The sequence below is a fragment of the Micromonospora fluostatini genome, from assembly GCF_050410825.1.
Classification (GTDB): domain Bacteria; phylum Actinomycetota; class Actinomycetes; order Mycobacteriales; family Micromonosporaceae; genus Micromonospora; species Micromonospora rosaria.
Genome location: NZ_CP191251.1, coordinates 1,295,008 through 1,311,581, shown reverse-complemented (window position 1 = coordinate 1,311,581; position 16,574 = coordinate 1,295,008). Strand labels below are relative to the sequence as shown.

13 protein-coding genes are annotated in these 16,574 nt (G+C 72.2%); 12 read left to right on the top strand and 1 reads right to left on the bottom strand.

Annotated features, from left to right (window positions below; genetic code table 11):
* Window positions 1-87: 87 nt before the first annotated feature.
* Genes ACQUFX_RS05745 through ACQUFX_RS05730 form a run of 4 tightly spaced genes read left to right on the top strand, consistent with a single transcriptional unit; the run spans window position 88 to window position 4,862 of the window.
* Complete coding sequence (locus tag ACQUFX_RS05745; protein WP_428964983.1) at window positions 88-1,728, top strand: vWA domain-containing protein; 1,641 nt, start codon at window positions 88-90, stop codon at window positions 1,726-1,728.
* A gap of 38 nt (window positions 1,729-1,766) precedes the next feature.
* Window positions 1,767-2,363: a hypothetical protein gene (locus ACQUFX_RS05740; RefSeq protein ID WP_428964982.1), complete on the top strand. Its 597-nt coding sequence runs from the start codon at window positions 1,767-1,769 to the stop codon at window positions 2,361-2,363.
* Window positions 2,364-2,373: 10 nt separating this feature from the next.
* Window positions 2,374-3,531: a hypothetical protein gene (locus ACQUFX_RS05735; protein ID WP_428964981.1), complete on the top strand. Its 1,158-nt coding sequence runs from the start codon at window positions 2,374-2,376 to the stop codon at window positions 3,529-3,531.
* A gap of 14 nt (window positions 3,532-3,545) precedes the next feature.
* Window positions 3,546-4,862, top strand: coding sequence for a toxic anion resistance protein (locus ACQUFX_RS05730; protein WP_428964980.1), 1,317 nt, complete (start codon window positions 3,546-3,548; stop codon window positions 4,860-4,862).
* Window positions 4,863-4,911: 49 nt separating this feature from the next.
* On the opposite strand, the gene ACQUFX_RS05725 is transcribed toward ACQUFX_RS05730, so the two are convergent.
* A complete protein-coding gene (locus ACQUFX_RS05725) occupies window positions 4,912-5,325 on the bottom strand; it encodes a hypothetical protein (RefSeq protein ID WP_428964979.1) in 414 nt (137 codons plus the stop codon).
* Between the two features lie 143 nt (window positions 5,326-5,468).
* Here ACQUFX_RS05725 and ACQUFX_RS05720 point away from each other — a divergent pair, with 143 nt between their 5' ends.
* The 8 genes from ACQUFX_RS05720 (at window position 5,469) to ACQUFX_RS05685 (ending at window position 16,480) form a co-directional block, all read left to right on the top strand.
* Entirely contained in the window at window positions 5,469-6,998 is a 1,530-nt protein-coding gene (locus ACQUFX_RS05720) for an MFS transporter (protein WP_428964978.1), read from the top strand.
* A gap of 13 nt (window positions 6,999-7,011) precedes the next feature.
* The gene (locus tag ACQUFX_RS05715; protein WP_428964977.1) at window positions 7,012-7,611 is read left to right on the top strand and encodes a TetR/AcrR family transcriptional regulator; all 600 of its coding nucleotides are present in this window, start codon (window positions 7,012-7,014) and stop codon (window positions 7,609-7,611) included.
* Window positions 7,612-7,671: 60 nt separating this feature from the next.
* Complete coding sequence (locus tag ACQUFX_RS05710; RefSeq protein WP_428964976.1) at window positions 7,672-8,673, top strand: LacI family DNA-binding transcriptional regulator; 1,002 nt, start codon at window positions 7,672-7,674, stop codon at window positions 8,671-8,673.
* A 214-nt stretch (window positions 8,674-8,887) separates the two neighbouring features.
* On the top strand, window positions 8,888-10,240 hold the full coding sequence (locus ACQUFX_RS05705) for an ABC transporter substrate-binding protein (RefSeq protein ID WP_428964975.1): 1,353 nt from the start codon (window positions 8,888-8,890) through the stop codon (window positions 10,238-10,240).
* 83 nt (window positions 10,241-10,323) lie between these two features.
* Complete coding sequence (locus ACQUFX_RS05700; RefSeq protein ID WP_428964974.1) at window positions 10,324-11,223, top strand: carbohydrate ABC transporter permease; 900 nt, start codon at window positions 10,324-10,326, stop codon at window positions 11,221-11,223.
* A 47-nt stretch (window positions 11,224-11,270) separates the two neighbouring features.
* Window positions 11,271-12,233, top strand: coding sequence for a carbohydrate ABC transporter permease (locus tag ACQUFX_RS05695; protein WP_428964973.1), 963 nt, complete (start codon window positions 11,271-11,273; stop codon window positions 12,231-12,233).
* Window positions 12,234-12,308: 75 nt separating this feature from the next.
* Window positions 12,309-13,946 carry a glycoside hydrolase family 13 protein gene (locus ACQUFX_RS05690; RefSeq protein WP_428964972.1) on the top strand — a complete coding sequence of 546 codons (1,638 nt, stop codon included), beginning with the start codon at window positions 12,309-12,311 and terminating at the stop codon, window positions 13,944-13,946.
* Window positions 13,947-14,089: 143 nt separating this feature from the next.
* On the top strand, window positions 14,090-16,480 hold the full coding sequence (locus ACQUFX_RS05685; RefSeq protein ID WP_428964971.1) for a discoidin domain-containing protein: 2,391 nt from the start codon (window positions 14,090-14,092) through the stop codon (window positions 16,478-16,480).
* Window positions 16,481-16,574: the final 94 nt, after the last annotated feature.

The following is a 16,574-nucleotide window of genomic DNA, read 5'->3' as shown; positions in this document are numbered from 1 at the left end:
TCTGCTCGCCGTTCCGTTCGGTTACCGGTGCTACCAACGAGCCAGGTTCCTCGTGAAGATCATCGGTGACGGCGGGACGGAGCACACGTGCGCGCGAAGGGGCTTGCGGCAGCCGCCGCGGCGGTGATGGTGCTGGTCGCCGGCTGCACCGGGGACGAACCCGCCCCCCGGCGGTCGGAGGGCACTCCCGGCGGGGGGCTGACACTGCGGATCGTCGCCGGGTCCGAGCAGAAGAGCGTGATCGACACCATCGTCACGCCGTGGTGCGAGAGCCGGGGCCACCACTGTGTGGTGACGTTGCAGGGCTCCGTGGACCAGGCCCGGCTGCTCGCCGCCGGCAGCCGCGAGCACGACGTCTACTGGTTCGCCTCCAGCGTCTTCAGCCAGCTCGGCGACGAAGCCACCGTGCTGCAGGACGTCAAGCCGATGTTCCTGACGCCGGTCGTCTTCGCCGGATGGCGCAGCGAGATGCAGCGGCTGGGCTTCGCCGGCCGGTCGGACGTCGGCATCGCGGAGATCCTGCGGGCCGTGGAGTCGGATCGGACCAGGGTGTGGATCACCAACCCGACCCAGTCCAACTCCGGCGCCACGGTGCTGTTCGGATTCATGAACCACTTCGCGGGCAACGGCCCGGGGACGCCGCTGAGCGCGGCGCAGCTCGACTCCCCGGCGGTCGAACAGGGGGTGAGCCGGTTCGTCGCCGCGATGGACCAGACACCGCCGTCCACCGGCACCCTGATGACGGAGTGCCTGGCCCGCCCGACCGACTGCCGGACCCTGTTCACCTACGAGGACCTGGTGATCGAGAAGAACCAGGAGCTGGTCCGCGACGGCCGGGAACCCCTCGTGGTGGCGTACCCGCGCGGGTCGCTCGCGATCAGCGACGCGCCACTGGGCTTCCTCCCGCGCGGCGACGACGGGGACGCCGGCCGGCGCGCGGCCTTCCGCGAGTTGCAGGAGCACCTGCTCACCGACGCGGGCGCGCAGGCCCAGCTCCGCAAGCTGGGACGACGCCCGGTCGGCGGCGTCGGGCTGACCCTGGACAACCCCGACCTGTCCGTGTTCAACCCGGAGTGGGGCATCCAGGCGACCATCAACGAGCAGGGCATCCAGTACCCGGCGGCCCCGGTCATCAGGGCGGCGCTGGACCGCTACCAGACCCGCTACCGGCCGCCCGTCGACACGTTCTACTGTCTCGACGGCAGCGGGTCGATGGCCTCGAACGAGGGGTGGAACGGGGTCCGGGCGGCCGGGCGGCAGATCTTCGACCAGGGCCAGGCCGCCCTCACCTTCCTGCAGACCCACCCGCAGGACACGACGACCGTCGGCATCTTCACCCAGGATCTCGTCGCCGGCACCCCGTGGCGGGTCGACGGCGACAACCGGAACGCGCTGCACGGCCTCGTGGGGAGGATCGACGCCTACCAGCCCGACGGCGGCACCGACATGTACGCCTGTCTGCGCCGGGCGGCCAGCGACCTGAGCCGGCTGCAGGCCGCCGACCGCCGCCGGTTGGTGGTGCTCATGACCGACGGCAGGTCCACCGGCCAAAACCGGGACGCGGCCGTCGCCGCGCTGACCGCGGTGGACGTACCGGTGATCGCCATCGCCTTCGGCCGGGACGTCGACGCCGCTCAGCTCAGGGAGGTCGCCACGGCCACCGGCGGCGCGTACGTCCAGCAGGACGACCTGGTGGCGGCGCTGCGCCAGGCGGCGGGCTACAAGTGACCGGCGACGGCCGCCCCCGCCGCGTACCGGGTGTCCCGGTGCGGCGGCGGCTGGCCGCCCCGGCCGCGCTCGCCACCGCGGTCGCGGTCTTCGTCGGGGTCTTCGCCGGCACCGGGAGCTTCCTGTGGGCGCCGCTGCTGGCGGTCGCCGCGGCGCTCGGGGTCCACCTCATGCTCGACGACCGTGGGGCGGCGCAGGCCCGGGGCGACGAGTACCTCGACGAGGCGCACGCCAAGGTCGCGGAGGCGCTCACCGTGCTGCGCGGCATCGAACGGCTCGGCCGGACGGTGCACGCGCCGGCCGCCCGCGCCGCCCTGGAGTCGGCCTGCCGGTACGTGCCCGAGTTGTTCGACCGGGTCGCCGCGTCCGCGCCGAGCAGCCTCTACTCGACCGCCAGTCAGATCGGCGGGCACCTGACCAGCCTGGACGGGGTGCTGCGGCAGTACCTCGACGTCCAGGCCACGCCGATGCTCTACACCGACCCCGAGGTCCTCACGCGCAGCGGGGAGGCGGCGTTCGAACGGTTCGCCGCCTTCGCGCTGGACAGCGTGCGGCTGGTCAACCAGGGCGACGTCGCCCGGTACCGGGCCAACCTCGACACCGTCGCACCGCCGAAGCTGCCAGAGCTGGGATGAGGGAGCCATCGTGAGACTGCCGAACGTCCGGTTCCTGATCGGACTGGTCACGGTGATCGTCGTCTGCGTCGTCGCCGCCGTGCTCTGGGTCCGGTCCGCGACCGACGGCACCGCCACCGGCACCGCCCGGAGCACCCCGGACGTCGTGGTGACCTGCCTCGGCGGGTCCGAGAAGTCCGAGCTGATGGCCGACGCCGACGTGGTCCGGATCCTGCGGGACAGGTACCACGTGGAGGTCGCCTTCCAGCCGCTCGGCTCGTACGACCAGGTGCAGCTCAGCGCCGACGACCTGCGGGCGCGCCGGATCGACTGTCTCTGGCCGTCGAGCGCGAGCGCGCAGAGCGTCTTCGAGGCCCGGCACGCCGGCGCGTTCCCGGACTACCGTGCCGAGAACCTGTTGCAGTCCCCCGAGGTGGTCTACGCGGGGCCGCGCGGCACCGAGGCCCTGGTCAGGCGGGGACTGGTCGAGCAGCGCGACCACCAGTACCACATCGTGGACATGAAGTCCCTGCTGCTGGACCACGTCCTGAAGAAGCGGACCTGGGACGGCATCGGCGCGGCCGACCTGCGCGGGCCGATCACCGTGGCGAGCACCGACGCGGCCAAGTCGAACAGCGGTTTCGTGCTGGCCCAGCTCCAGCTCAGTATCGTCGCCACCGACGACGTCTTCCAGTCGCCGAGCCTCGCCCAGGCGCGTCGGGCCCTGCCCACCGTGCGGGCGCTGTACGACGCGCAGGGGTTGCAGGCGCGCAGCTCCGACTCCGGGTTCCGGGAGTGGCTCACCCAGGGCGGCGAGTTCAAGTCACCGCTCTACGCCGGCTACGAGAACCAGCTCATCCAGATGGTGGCGGGCGGCGGCGTGGACACCGCCAGCGTGCTCGCGAACGTCCGGATGCTGTACCCCGAACCGACCATCTACAGCGACCACCCGCTGCTCGCGCTCACCAGCACGGCCGGCCGGCTGGTCGAGGCGATGAAGGACCCGGAGATCCAGACGATCGCCTGGAAGACGTACGGGTTCCGCTCGGCGCTGCGGATCGGCGCCAACGACGTGGCCGACTTCCCCGACCTCGCGCTCGCCGCGCAGGTCCGCACCACCCCGGCGCCCGCCGCCGACGTGACGCTCGCGCTGCTGGGCTGCATCAAGGACGCCACCACCTGCCAGTGAGGAGGCCGACGGTCATGACCGACGGATTGCAGATCGACTTCGGCACCATCGTGGGCGGCGCGGCCGACCCGCCGGCCGGTGCGGCCGACAGCGCCATCAGCACCACGCTGGCCGCCGGGCAGCCGCGTGAGCTGGTCTGCACGGATCTGCTCAGTCCCGCCCAGCGCGGCCAGGCCGAGGCCGCCGCCCGGCAGCTCTACCCGGCGATGCTGGCCGACACCGACCAGCTCGCGTCCTTCGGCACCAGCGCGATCGACCAGGTCAACGCCCAGGTCAGCCGGATCTTCACAGAGGTCGGTCGGGTCGACATCCCGGAGCTGACCAGCATCATGCGCCAGCTCAACGACCGGATGCGGACCTTCCGCCGCCGGTACGACCCGAGCGACCCCACGGTCCGGGAGACGTTCACCCGGTTCTCCGACGCGGTCAAGGGGGTCTTCCGCAAGGGCCGGAACCTGTTGGAGATGCTGTTCGAGGAGGCCCGGACGGTCGAACAGCACCTGGACCGGGTCGCCGGGCAGCTCAGCGCCAAGCAGCTGGAGCTGCGGCGCAACGTGGTGCTCTGCGACGAGCTCTACAGGGCCAACGAGGCGGCGATCGGCCAGCTCATCGGCGCGATCGCGGTGCTGGAGCTGGTCCGCGACGAGGCGCTCGCCGAGGCGAGGTCGATCACCGTCTCGCCGGGTGCGGTCGACGAGCGCGACCAGCAGGAGCGGCTCTCGCTGGTCACCGAGTTCGTCCAGGCGATCGAGGTACGGATCAACGAGTTCCAGCAGCGGCTCTTCGTGGCCTGGTCGACCTCGCCGCAGGTGCGGACCATCCGGACGCTCAACTACGGCCTGGGTCAGCGGCTCGCGCTGCTGATGAACCTGACCATTCCGACGATGAAGCTCACCATCGCCCAGTGGGCGCTGCTGTTGCAGGCCAACCAGGCCGCCGACATGCAGCAGGTGGTGGCCGACGGCGCCAACGACGTGCTGGCCGCGTACGCCCGGGCGGCGCAGGCCGCCGTCCCGCAGATCGCCCGGACCATCCAGACCCCGACGATCCGCCCGGAGACCCTGCTCGAGGTCGCCGAGTCGATCGACGCGCAGGCGCGGGGCGTCGAGGAGGCCGTCCGGTACGGACAGCAGAAGCGCGCCGAGGTGGTGACCGCCATCGTCACCGCCAACCAGTCCATGACGCAGTCGGCCAACCGGCTCTCCCAGACGGTGGTCGAGCTGGTGACCCGGGCCACGGAGCCGGTGGCCCTGCCGGCCGGCCCGCAGCTACCCGCCGCGGTCCTCGACCGGGCGCCGACCGTCCCGCCCCGTCAGCAGCCCGCCGGCTGATCCCCGGCCGGGCCGGCGGGCGGACGCGCGGCGGCCCCGCCGGCCGGGCTCAGACGTGCGGACCGTCCTCGACGTCGCGGGTCACGAGGGCGAACTGGTGGCAGTGCTCGATGCCCTCCGCGACGTGCAGGCAGGTCACCGGCGACGCGCTCAGCGGCGGTGTGTCGGGGCCCACCCGGAAGCGGGTGCGGACCACCGTGTCGTCCGGCCCCTCGTCGTCGACCTCGGCCAGGAAGGGCGGCGCCCCGGGGGCGAACCTGCCCTCGGCCGTCCACACGTAGCGCAGCTCGATCTCCCCGTCGCCGGGACAGCTCCAGCGGAGCCGGCTGGTGGTGGCGCCACCGGCGTTGGCCCAGGCGCTCCAGCCGGTGCCGTCCGGCCGCAGGCAGACCCAGCTCGACTCCATCACCCCGTAGTCGTACAGGCTGCTGTCCCAGAGCCCGACGAGATTCCCGTCCCGCATGGGCCCCATGGTGGCAGCACCGGTGCGGGCCGGGCGGCGGGGCCGGGCCGGCGCGCACGCCGCCGGGCCGGGACCCGGGCGGCCGGCCGGAGAGGATCACCTGCCCGGAAAAACTTTACCGACCAGACGGTATAGTTCACGTCATGGTGAACTCGGTGACGGAGCTGTCGGCCCGGCGGCGGTGGGCGGCGCTCGCGGTGCTGGTGGGTGCCGTGCTGCTGCTCGCGATCGACGGGACCGTGCTGTACCTGGCCGTGCCGTCGATGACGCGCGACCTGGCGCCGACGGCCACCCAGGTGCTGTGGATCGGTGACATCTACTCGCTCGCGCTGGCGGGTCTGCTGGTCACCATGGGCACCCTGGCGGACCGGATCGGCCGCAAGAAGCTGCTGCTGATCGGCACCACCGCGTTCGGGTCGGCCTCGCTGCTCGCGGCGTTCGCCCCGACCGCCGAGGCGCTGATCGCGGCCCGCCTCCTGCTGGGCCTGGCCGGCGCGACGATCATGCCCTCGACGCTGTCGATCATCCGGAACATCTTCCTCGACCAGGCGGAACGCACCCGGGCGATCGCGGTCTGGTCGGCCGCCTCGGCGGGTGGCATCGCGCTCGGCCCGCTGGTCGGCGGAGCGTTGCTGGAGCACTTCTGGTGGGGCTCGGTGTTCCTGATCAACGTACCGATCATGGTCGGGCTCCTGGTCGCCGGCATCGTCCTGCTCCCGGAGTCGCGCGATCCCCACCCGGGGCCCTTCGACGTGCTGTCGGCGGGCCTGTCGATGGCGGCGATCGTGCCGCTGGTCTACGCGGTCAAGCACGCCGTCGGCACCGGCCTCGACGGCGTCTTCGCCGCGACCCTGGCGGTCGCGTGGGGGGCCGGGGTGCTCTTCGTCCGCCGGCAGCGGCGGCTGACCACCCCGATGATCGACGTGACGTTGTTCCGCAATCCGGCGTTCAGCGGCGCGGTGCTGGCCACCTTCATCTCGATCTTCGCGCTCACCGGGCTGCTGTTCTTCTTCTCCCAGTACCTCCAACTGGCCCGGGGATTCAGCCCGCTGGTCGCCGGGCTGGCCGAGATGCCCGCGACGATCGCCTCGATCCTCGTCGTCGGCCTGGTCGGGGTCGCGATGGCCCGGCTCGGCCGGGGCCGGGCCATCGGGAGCGCCCAGGCGGTGTCCGCCGTCGGGCTGCTGCTGGTCGCGGCGGCCGAGAGCGCCGAGAGTTACCTCTGGCTCGGGCTCGCGCTGGTGCCGGTCGGGCTGGGGGTCGGCCTGGCGATGACCCTGAGCACCGACGCGGTGGTCTCCGCCGTGCCACCCCGCAAGGCCGGCGCCGCCGCCTCGATCTCCGAGACCGCCTACGAACTGGGGGTCGCGCTCGGCATCGCGATCCTGGGGTCGGTGGTGACCCTCACCTACCGGGCGAACCTCGCCCTCCCCGACGACCTGTCGCCGGCCACCCGGTCGATGGTGGAGGACTCGTTGGCCTCGGCCCTGAGCGTCCTCGCGCCCGGCTCGGACCTCGCCGCCGCCGCGCGGGAGGCGTTCGTCCACGCCATCCAGACCACCTCGGTGATCGCGGCGGTGATCACGGCGCTGGCCGCGATCGTGGCCTGGCGTACCATTCCCTCGCCGAGACAGCCGGCGGAGCACGACGGCGGCCCATCCGCGAACCACTAGGAGGGAGGCTGCGATGGCACGCAAGGCGGGACGCCCACCCGAACAGACCCGTCGCCTGCTCCTCGACGCCGCCGCGACGGTGATCCGCGACCGGGGCATCACCGCGACCCTCGACGACATCGCGCGGGCCGCCGGGGTGTCCAAGGGGGGTCTGCTCTACCACTTCGCCAGCAAGGACGATCTCGTCCTCGCCCTCGCCGCCGACCTGCTCGACGGGTTCCGCCGGGAGGTCGAGGCCGCGTTGTCCCCCGACGACGAGGCACCGGGGCGGCTCGCCCGCGCCTACGTGCGCGCCTGCCTGGACCCGAACGTCGACGAACGCACGCTGCGCGACAGCATCACGCTGACCGCCCACCTCCTGACCAGCCCCGAGGTCGAGACGCTCAGCCGCGACGACGCCCGACGCTGGCAGGACGAGCTGCGCGCCGACGGTCTCCCCGACGACGTCCTCACCCTGGTCGTCGCCGCCGCCGACGGCGCCAGCGCTGCACCCCTGTGGGGCGGCGGGGCCTACCCCGGGGACCTGGGGCTGCTGCGGGACCAGCTCGTCGCGTTGACCCACGACCCCGGGCGCTGGCAGGTGCTGGGCGGGTCCCGCCACACCGGCAGCTGACGTCAAACGCCGACAGCGAGCTGTTCGTTTCTTTCATCATTCGGGCGTAGACTTGCGGTCGTGACGAAACGTTTGACCGAGGTGGCCCGCAAGGCGGGCGTCAGCGAGGCCACCGTGAGCCGGGTGCTCAACGGGCGTGGTGGTGTCGCCGAGGCGACCCGGACCGCGGTGCTCACCGCCCTGGACGTGCTCGGCTACGAACGGCCCAGCAAGCTGCGCGGGGAACGGGCCCGGCTGGTGGGGCTGGTCCTCCCCGAACTACAGAACCCGATCTTCCCGGCGCTCGCCGAGGTGGTCACCGGCTCGCTGGCCCAGCGCGGGTTCACCCCCGCGCTGTGCGCCCGCACCATCGGCGGCGTCACCGAGTCGGCGTACGTCGACATGCTGCTGGACCACCAGGTCTCCGGGGTCATCTTCGCCGGTGGGTCGTACGCGCTGGCCGACGCCGCGCACGAGCACTACCGGCGGCTGACCGAGCGGGGACTGCCGGTGGTGCTGGTCAACGCGGGCGTGGACGAGCTGGGTTTCCCCCGGGTCTCCACCGACGACGCGGTGGCGGTGGAGCAGGCGTACGGCCACCTGACCTCGCTGGGACACGAGCGGATCGGCATGGTGCTCGGCCCGGAGGACCACGTCCCGTCGCGGCGCAAGCTGGCCGCGCTGCGGCGGGTCGCCGGGTGGGGCGAGGAGAACGAGTGGGTCGAGCGGTCGAGCTTCTCCATGGAGGGCGCCCGGGTCGCCGCGACCAAGCTGGTCGACCGGGGGGCCACCGGGGTGATCTGCGCCAGCGACGTGCTGGCCCTGGGCACCATCCGCGCGGTGCGCCGGCTCGGCCGGACGGTGCCGGGCGACGTGTCGGTCGTCGGCTTCGACGACTCCGCCTTCATGACCTGCACCGACCCGCCGTTGACCACGGTGCGGCAACCGATCGAGACGATGGGCCAGGCGGCGGTGGACCTGCTGGTCACCCAGATCGAGGGCGGCGGGGTGCTCGCCGACGAGCTGCTCTTCGAGCCGGAGCTGGTGGTGCGGGGCTCGACCGCGCCCAGCCCGAGGGGGTAGCCGGCCAGGCGGCGGTACCACGCGGACGAGGGGCGGACCCGGCACGGGGTCCGCCCCTCGTCGCGTCTCCCGACACCTCCCCCACCGATGTCCTTGATTTTCATGGTCCAGTCTGGTTCTTGCGTTCATCGATTCGGGTTTGTATCGTCATCGCCACGAAACAAGGCAGTGACGAGCTTGAGATCGCCTCCACCCAGGGAAGGGTGTGCGCCCCATGACCAGAACCAGGCTGCGCCGCGCGCTCGGGGTCCTCCTCGTCGCCGGGGTCGCCCTCTCCACGACCGGCTGCGGCTCCGACGAGGACCAATCCGCCGACGGCACGGTGACCATCACGGTGAACGGGCTGCCCCCGGCGACGGAGGCGGCGAACCACCAGCGCTTCCTCGACAACGTCGCCGAGTTCGAACGGCAGCACCCGGACATCAGGATCGACGCCCGCGAGGGCAAGATGGACCCGCAGACCTTCGCCGCGAAGCTGGCCGGCGGGCAGTTGGAGGACGTCTTCTACGTCTACTTCACCGACCCGGCCAACCTGATCGCCAAGCGGCAGGTCGCCGACATCTCGGCGTACGTCAGGGACTTCCCGGTCGTCGACCAGATCCGGCCGGAGGTCAGGCGGGTCTTCTCCGACGACGCCGGCAAGCTCTACGGCCTGCCGTACAAGAACTACTCGATGGGGTTGCTCTACAGCCGGCCGCTGTTCACCCGGGCCGGACTGGACCCGGACAAGCCGCCGGCGACCTGGGCCGAGGTCCGCACCGCCGCGCAGAGGATCGCCGCGCTCGGCGGCGGCACGGTGGGCTTCGGCGAGTACAGCAAGTCCAACACCGGCGGCTGGCACTTCACCACCCACATGTACTCCCGGGGTGGCGAGGTCGCGGTCAACGAGGGCGGCACCTGGAAGGCGGCGTTCAACAACGACACCGGGCGGCAGGTGCTCACCCAGCTCAAGGAGATGCGCTGGACCGACGACAGCATGGGCGCCCGGCAGTCCCTGGAGTGGGCCGACCTGCTCCAGCTCATGGGCGCCGGCAAGCTCGGCATGTACCTGGCCACCGCCGACAACATCCCCACCATCGTCAACCAGTACAAGGGCGACTTCGCCGACTACGGGCTCGGCCCGGTCCCGGACGGCCGGGGCACCCTGGGCGGCGGTGAGGGTTACATGTTCAACGCCAAGGCCAGCCCCGAGAAGATCCGCGCCGGGCTCAAGTGGTTGACCTTCTGGTTCACCAGCGCCGACCGGTTCGAGGCGGAGAACAAGTGGGCGGCGGAGAACAAGCTCCCCGTCGGCCTGCCGGAGCCGCAGATCTTCACCGGCCCCGCCGCGCAGACCCAGGCCGCCGCCGACAAGACGTACGCCAACGTGCCCCAGCAGAACTACGCGCCCTTCGTGGCCGCGATGGGCAGCATCCCGGTCAAGCTCGAACCGCCGAACGCGCAGCAGGTCTACGCCGCGCTGGACGTGGCGATGCTCAAGGTGCTCACCGACCGCGACGCCAACGTGGACCAGCTCCTGGCCGACGCCGAGAAACAGGTCAACACGATCCTCAGCACGGTCCGCTGACCGGCACACCGCGGTTTGGAGGGGCCCCCTCCTCTACCAGAAGCGTTAACAGGGGGCCCTTCCTTGCACCCGAAGGGGTTGAGATGGCGGTTCGCACGTCCGCTCGCCGCGCCGTCCGGCGGCGTCGGCTCCGCGACGACCTGCTGGCGTACGCCTTCCTCGCGGCCGGCATCCTCTGCTTCGCGTTCTTCTCGTGGTACCCGCTGGCGCGCGGCGTCCTGCTCAGCTTCCAGCAGGTCAACTTCGTCACCGACCCGACCTTCGTCGGGCTGGACAACTTCCGGGCCCTCGTCGCCGACCCGCTGTTCTGGACCGCCTGGAAGAACACCCTGGTCTTCACCGGGCTCGCCCTGGTGCTCGGGTACCTGGTGCCGCTGGCGCTGGCGATCCTGCTCAACGAGCTGCGGCACCTCGCGGGGTTCTTCCGGATCGCCGTCTACCTGCCGGTGATGCTGCCGCCGATCGTGGTGGTGCTGCTCTGGAAGTACCTCTACGACCCGGGCAACGGCCTGTTCAACACGCTGCTGCGCGGCGCGCACCTGCCGGAGAGCCAGTGGACCCAGTCCTCCTCCACCGCGATGGTCTCGCTGGTCCTCGTCTCCACCTGGGCGAACCTCGGCGGCGCCACGCTGATGTACCTCGCCGCGTTGCAGAACGTGCCCGGCGAGCTGTACGAGGCGGCCGAGCTGGACGGGGCCGGCATCCGGCAACGGCTGCGCCACGTGACCCTGCCGCACCTGCGCTTCATCATGCTGGTCCTGCTGCTGCTCCAGATCATCTCCACCATGCAGGTCTTCATCGAGCCGTACCAGCTCACCGGCACCACGAACCCGGACACGGTCACCGTGATGGTGCTGATCTACCGGTACGCCTTCACGGTGAACAACGACTTCGGCCTGGCCGCCGCGGCGAGCGTGGTGCTCTTCGTGGTGCTCGGCGTCTTCTCCGCCCTCTACCTGCGGCTCACCCGCCGCGCCGACTGAGCCCCGCCGCGCCGTTCGAGCCCGCCGCGCCGACCGAGGAGGCCGCCATGACCCTCGCCGCCACCCCCGTGCCGCCCACCGGCGCGCCGCCGCCGGAGTCGCGCCGCCGGTCCGGGCGACCGCGCGCCGCCGCCACCCGCACCCTGGTCGCCGACCGCCAGCTCGCCCGGGGGCGCGGGCGGGTGCTGTACGTCGCGGTACTGGCCCTGGTGCTCACGCTCTTCGTACTGGTCTTCCTCGTCCCGGTCTACTGGATGGTGACCTCGGCGGTGAAGGCGCCCGCCGAGTTCGCCCGTACCCCGCCGACGATCGTGCCGGAGTCCTTCCACCCCGGGACGTACGCGCTGGCGTGGGAGCACATGCAGATCCCCCGGTACTTCCTGAACACCGTGTACTACGCGCTCGGCGGCTGGCTGATCCAGCTCGCGGTGGCGGTGACCGCCGCGTACGCGCTGTCGAAGCTGCGGCCCCGGTTCGGCGGCGTGGTGCTCGCCGCGATGCTGGCCAGCCTGATGCTGCCGGCCGCCGCGCTGCTGGTGCCGGCGTACCTGACCGTCAGCGACGTGCCGATCCTCGGCGTCAACCTGCTGAACACCCCGTGGGCGCTGTGGCTGCCGGCCGCCGCGAACGCCTTCAACATCTACGTGCTCAAGCGCTTCTTCGACCAGATCCCCGACGACCTGCTCGACGCGGCCAGCCTGGACGGCGCCGGGCGGCTGCGGGTGCTCGCCTCGATCGTGCTGCCGCTGTCCCGGCCGGTGCTCGGGGTGGTCTCCATCTTCTCGATCATCGCGATCTGGAAGGACTTCCTCTGGCCGCTGCTGGTGCTCCAGGACCCGCAGACGCAGACGCTCAGCGTGGCGCTGAGCCGGCTGGCCAACACCAGCCAGATCCCCCCGACCGAGCTGATGGCCGGCCTGGTGATCGCCAGCGTCCCGATGCTCGTCGTCTTCCTGATCTTCCAACGCAGCATCGTCAGCGGCCTCTCCGCCGGTGGCCTGAAGGGCTGACCCGGCCCCGGCCAGCGCCGGCCGCTGGGCGTGGGCCAGCCGACCTCGACGGACCGACCCAGAAAGCAGGTGCCCGTGTCCACAGCAGACGACTCCCGGTGGTGGCGCAGCGCGGTGATCTACCAGATCTACCCGCGCAGCTTCGCCGACGGCGACGGCGACGGCATCGGTGACCTCGCGGGCATCCGCGAACGCCTGGCGTACCTGTCCGGTCTGGGGGTGGACGCGCTCTGGCTGAGCCCCTGGTACCCCTCGCCGATGGCCGACGCCGGCTACGACGTCGCCGACCACCGCGACATCGACCCGGTCTTCGGCACCCTCGCCGAGGCGGAGCAGCTCATCGCCGAGGCGCACCGGCAGGGCCTGCGGATCATCGTCGACCTGGTGCCCAACCACTGCTCCGACGCGCACCCCTGGTTCCAGGCGGCGCTGGCCGACCCGGACGCGCCGGAACGGGAGCTGTTCTGGTTCCACCCCGGCCGGGGCCCGGACGGCGGGCGGCAGCCGACCGACTGGGTCTCCCCCTTCGGCGGCGGCACCTGGACCCGGACCACGAACCCGGACGGCACCCCCGGCGACTGGTACCTGCACCTGTTCGCCCCGCAGCAACCCGACTTCAACTGGGACCACCCGAGGGTACGGGCCGAGTTCGAGGAGATCATCCGGTTCTGGCTGGACCGGGGGGTGGACGGCATCCGGATCGACTCGGCGGCGATGCTGGCCAAGGACCCCACCCTGCCGGAGGTCACCCCCGACGGGCCACACCCGTTCGTCGACGTCGACGCGGTGCACGGGATCTACCGGAGCTGGCGGCGGATCGCCGACGGGTACCCGGGCGGCCGGGCGCTCATCGGTGAGGTCTGGCTGCCCGACCGGCAGCGCTTCGCCAACTACCTGCGCCCCGACGAGCTGCACACGGCGTTCAACTTCGACTTCCTCGGCTGCGCCTGGACGGCCCCCGCGCTGCGCGCCTGCGTCGACGCCACGCTGGCCGCGCACGCCCCGGTCGGCGCGCCGGCCACCTGGGTGCTGTCCAACCACGACGTCACCCGGCACGTCACCCGCTACGGCCGGGCCGACACCACGTTCAGCTTCGCCGCCCGGCGCGAGGGCATCCCCACCGACCTGGAGCTGGGCACCCGGCGGGCCCGCGCCGCCGTGCTGCTCAGCCTGGTCCTGCCCGGCGCCGCCTACGTCTACCAGGGCGAGGAGCTGGGCCTGTGGGAGGTCGAGGACATCCCGCACGAGCTGCGGCAGGACCCGATGTTCCTCCGCTCGGGCGGGGTCGACCCGGGTCGGGACGGCTGCCGGGTCCCGCTGCCGTGGTCCGGTGACGCGCCACCGTTCGGTTTCAGCCCGGAGGGCGCGACCGCGCCGCCGTGGCTGCCCCAGCCGGCCGACTGGAAGGACCGTACGGCCCGCGCGCAGGCCGGCGACCCGCACTCGATGCTGGAGCTGTACCGGACGGCGATCGCCCTGCGCCGCGCCGAGGCGGCGCTCGGCGACGGGGACCTGACGTGGCTGCCCGCCCCGGAGGGGGTGCTGGCGTTGCGCCGCGATCCCGGTCTCACCTGCCTGGTGAACCTCTCCGGCACGGCGGTGCCGCTGCCGCCGCACGCCGGGCTGCTCCTGGCCAGCGGCCCGCTCGACGACGACCGGCTGCCCCCGGACACCGCCGTCTGGGTGCGGAGCACGCCGGACGACCCGAGGTGACCCGGGCGCGGCGTCGGTGGTCGTCCCACCGCCGACGCCGCGCCACCGACCGCTGGCCGCCGGTCAGCCCGCCCACGACGAGGAGGTACGCGCCGCACCACACGGGGGACCTGGCCACCTGAAGGAAAGGGAGAGCGCTGCTCATGGCCGACCACACCGCCCGTCACCACCCCCGCCCGCCCAGACACCGGACCCGGACGACGATCGCCGCGCTCGTCGGCACCGCGCTCGCCGCCGCGTCGATCTCGGTCGTCACGCTCACCAGCACCGCGACCCCGGCCCGCGCGGCCGGCCTCTCCCCGTTCGACATCACCGGCCGGGGCGCCACCGTGCCGTTCGTCGAGCACGAGGCGGAGAAGGCCGCGCACACCGGCACCCGGATCGGACCGGACCGCCGCTACGGCACGCTGCCGTCGGAGGCCAGCGGCCGGGAGGCGGTCACCCTCGACGCGGTCGGGGAGTACGTCGAGTTCACGCTCACCGCACCCGCGAACGCGGTGACCTTCCGCTACAGCGTCCCGGACAACGCCGCCGGCACCGGCCGCGACGCCACCATCGACCTGCGGGCCAACGGCGCTTTACTCAAGGCGGTGCCGGTCACCTCGAGGTACGGCTGGTACTACGGCGGCTACCCGTTCAACAACAACCCCGGCGACATCAACCCGCACCACTTCTACGACGAGACCCGGACCCTGCTCGGCAGCACGTACCCGGCCGGCACGAGGATCCGGCTCCAGGTCTCCTCGACCGCCCAGTCGCCGACGTTCACCATCGACCTGGCCGACTTCGAGCTGGTCGCCGCCCCGATCGCCAAACCGGCCGGCGCCCTCGACGTGGTGACCGACTTCGGGGCCGACCCGACCGGCGGCACCGACGCCACCGCCCGGTTCCAGGCCGCCGTGGACGCCGGCCGCGCCCAGGGCCGGACGGTGTGGATCCCGCCGGGCAGCTTCACGCTCTGGGACCACGTGGTGGTCGACGGGGTGACGCTGCGTGGCGCGGGGCCGTGGCACTCGGTGCTCGGCGGCCGGCACCCCACCGACCGCAGGCGCGCCGCCGGCATCTACGGCAAGTACGTGACCGGCGGCGGCTACCGGGGTGAGATCCGCCCGCACGAGGCCGGCGGGCCCAGCCGCAACGTGGTGCTGCGCGACTTCGCCATCATCGGCGACATCCGGGAACGGGTGGACGACGACCAGGTCAACGCCATCGGCGGGGCGATGTCGGACTCGATGGTGGACAACCTGTGGCTCCAGCACACCAAGGTCGGCGCCTGGATGGACGGGCCGATGGACAACTTCACCATCCGCAACAGCCGGATCCTCGACCAGACCGCCGACGGGGTGAACTTCCACTGGGGGGTCACCAACTCGACGGTGACCAACACCTTCGTCCGCAACACCGGCGACGACGCGCTGGCCATGTGGGCCGACACCGTGCCCAACGTCGGCAACTCGTTCACCCGCAACACGATCGGCGTGACCGTCCTCGCCAACCACCTGGTCACCTACGGTGGGCGGAACATCCGGATCACCGACAACGTGACCGCCGACTCGGTCACCAACGGCGGCGGCATCCACGTGGCCAACCGGTACACCGGGGTGACCGGCCCGACCGCCGTCGCCGGCACGATCACGGTCGCCCGCAACACGCTGATCCGCAACGGCAACTCCGACTACAACTGGCGGTTCGGGGTCGGCGCGATCTGGTTCTCCGCGTTGAACCAGCCGATCCAGGGCGCGTCGATCGTGGTCAGCGACACCGACATCCTGGACAGCTCCTACGCGGCGCTGCACTGGATCGAGGGCGCCACCAGCGGGATCAGTTTCAGCAACGTGCGCATCGACGGCGCGGGCACGTACGCGCTCCAGGTGCAGGCGCCCAGCCAGGTGTCGTTCACCAACGTCCGGGCCACCAACATCGCCCAGGCGACCCCGATCCACAACTGTGTGGGCAGCGGCTTCCAGATCACCCAGGGCGCCGGCAACGCGGGCTGGTACACCGCCACCCCGTACTGCGGGCCGTGGCCGGAGCCCCGGTGGGGCGGCGGCCCGACCAGCCCGCCACCCACCACCACTCCCCCGACCACCCCGCCGACGACGACCCCGCCGACGACCGGGAACCTGGCGCTCGGCCGGCCGGTCACCGCCACCAGCCACACCGACGTGTACGTGGCCACCAACGCGGTGGACGGCGCCGCGAACACGTACTGGGAGAGCGCCAACCACGTCTTCCCGCAGACCCTCACCGTCGACCTGGGCAGCGCCCGGCCGGTACGCCGGGTGGTGCTGAAGCTGCCACCGTCGCCGGCCTGGCAGACCCGGACCCAGACGCTGTCGGTGCTCGGCTCGACCGACGGCACCACGTGGGCCACGCTCGCCGCCCCGGCGGGCCGGACCTTCGACCCGGCCGGCGGCAACACCGTCTCGATCGGCCTGCCCGCCGGTGACCGGCGGTACGTCCGGCTGGTCGTCACCGGCAACACCGGCTGGCCGGCGGCGCAGGTCGCCGAGTTCGAGGTGCACGCCTCCTGAGTCGTGGGGTGGGCCCCGGACGCCGACCGGGGCCCACCCCGCCCCCGCCGCCCACGCGGCACCCGTAACGCCTCTCCACCTCCCCGGAAGAAGG

What these genes read in the sequence shown, in the direction of transcription:
- ACQUFX_RS05685 (WP_428964971.1), top strand. Translation starts at nt 14,090, where the DNA reads ATGGCCGACCACACCGCCCGTCACCACCCCCGCCCGCCCAGACACCGG.
- ACQUFX_RS05695 (WP_428964973.1), top strand. Translation starts at nt 11,271, where the DNA reads ATGACCCTCGCCGCCACCCCCGTGCCGCCCACCGGCGCGCCGCCGCCG.
- ACQUFX_RS05720 (WP_428964978.1), top strand. Translation starts at nt 5,469, where the DNA reads ATGGTGAACTCGGTGACGGAGCTGTCGGCCCGGCGGCGGTGGGCGGCG.
- ACQUFX_RS05705 (WP_428964975.1), top strand. Translation starts at nt 8,888, where the DNA reads ATGACCAGAACCAGGCTGCGCCGCGCGCTCGGGGTCCTCCTCGTCGCC.
- ACQUFX_RS05725 (WP_428964979.1), bottom strand. Translation starts at nt 5,325, where the DNA reads ATGCGGGACGGGAATCTCGTCGGGCTCTGGGACAGCAGCCTGTACGAC.
- ACQUFX_RS05730 (WP_428964980.1), top strand. Translation starts at nt 3,546, where the DNA reads ATGACCGACGGATTGCAGATCGACTTCGGCACCATCGTGGGCGGCGCG.
- ACQUFX_RS05700 (WP_428964974.1), top strand. Translation starts at nt 10,324, where the DNA reads ATGGCGGTTCGCACGTCCGCTCGCCGCGCCGTCCGGCGGCGTCGGCTC.
- ACQUFX_RS05715 (WP_428964977.1), top strand. Translation starts at nt 7,012, where the DNA reads ATGGCACGCAAGGCGGGACGCCCACCCGAACAGACCCGTCGCCTGCTC.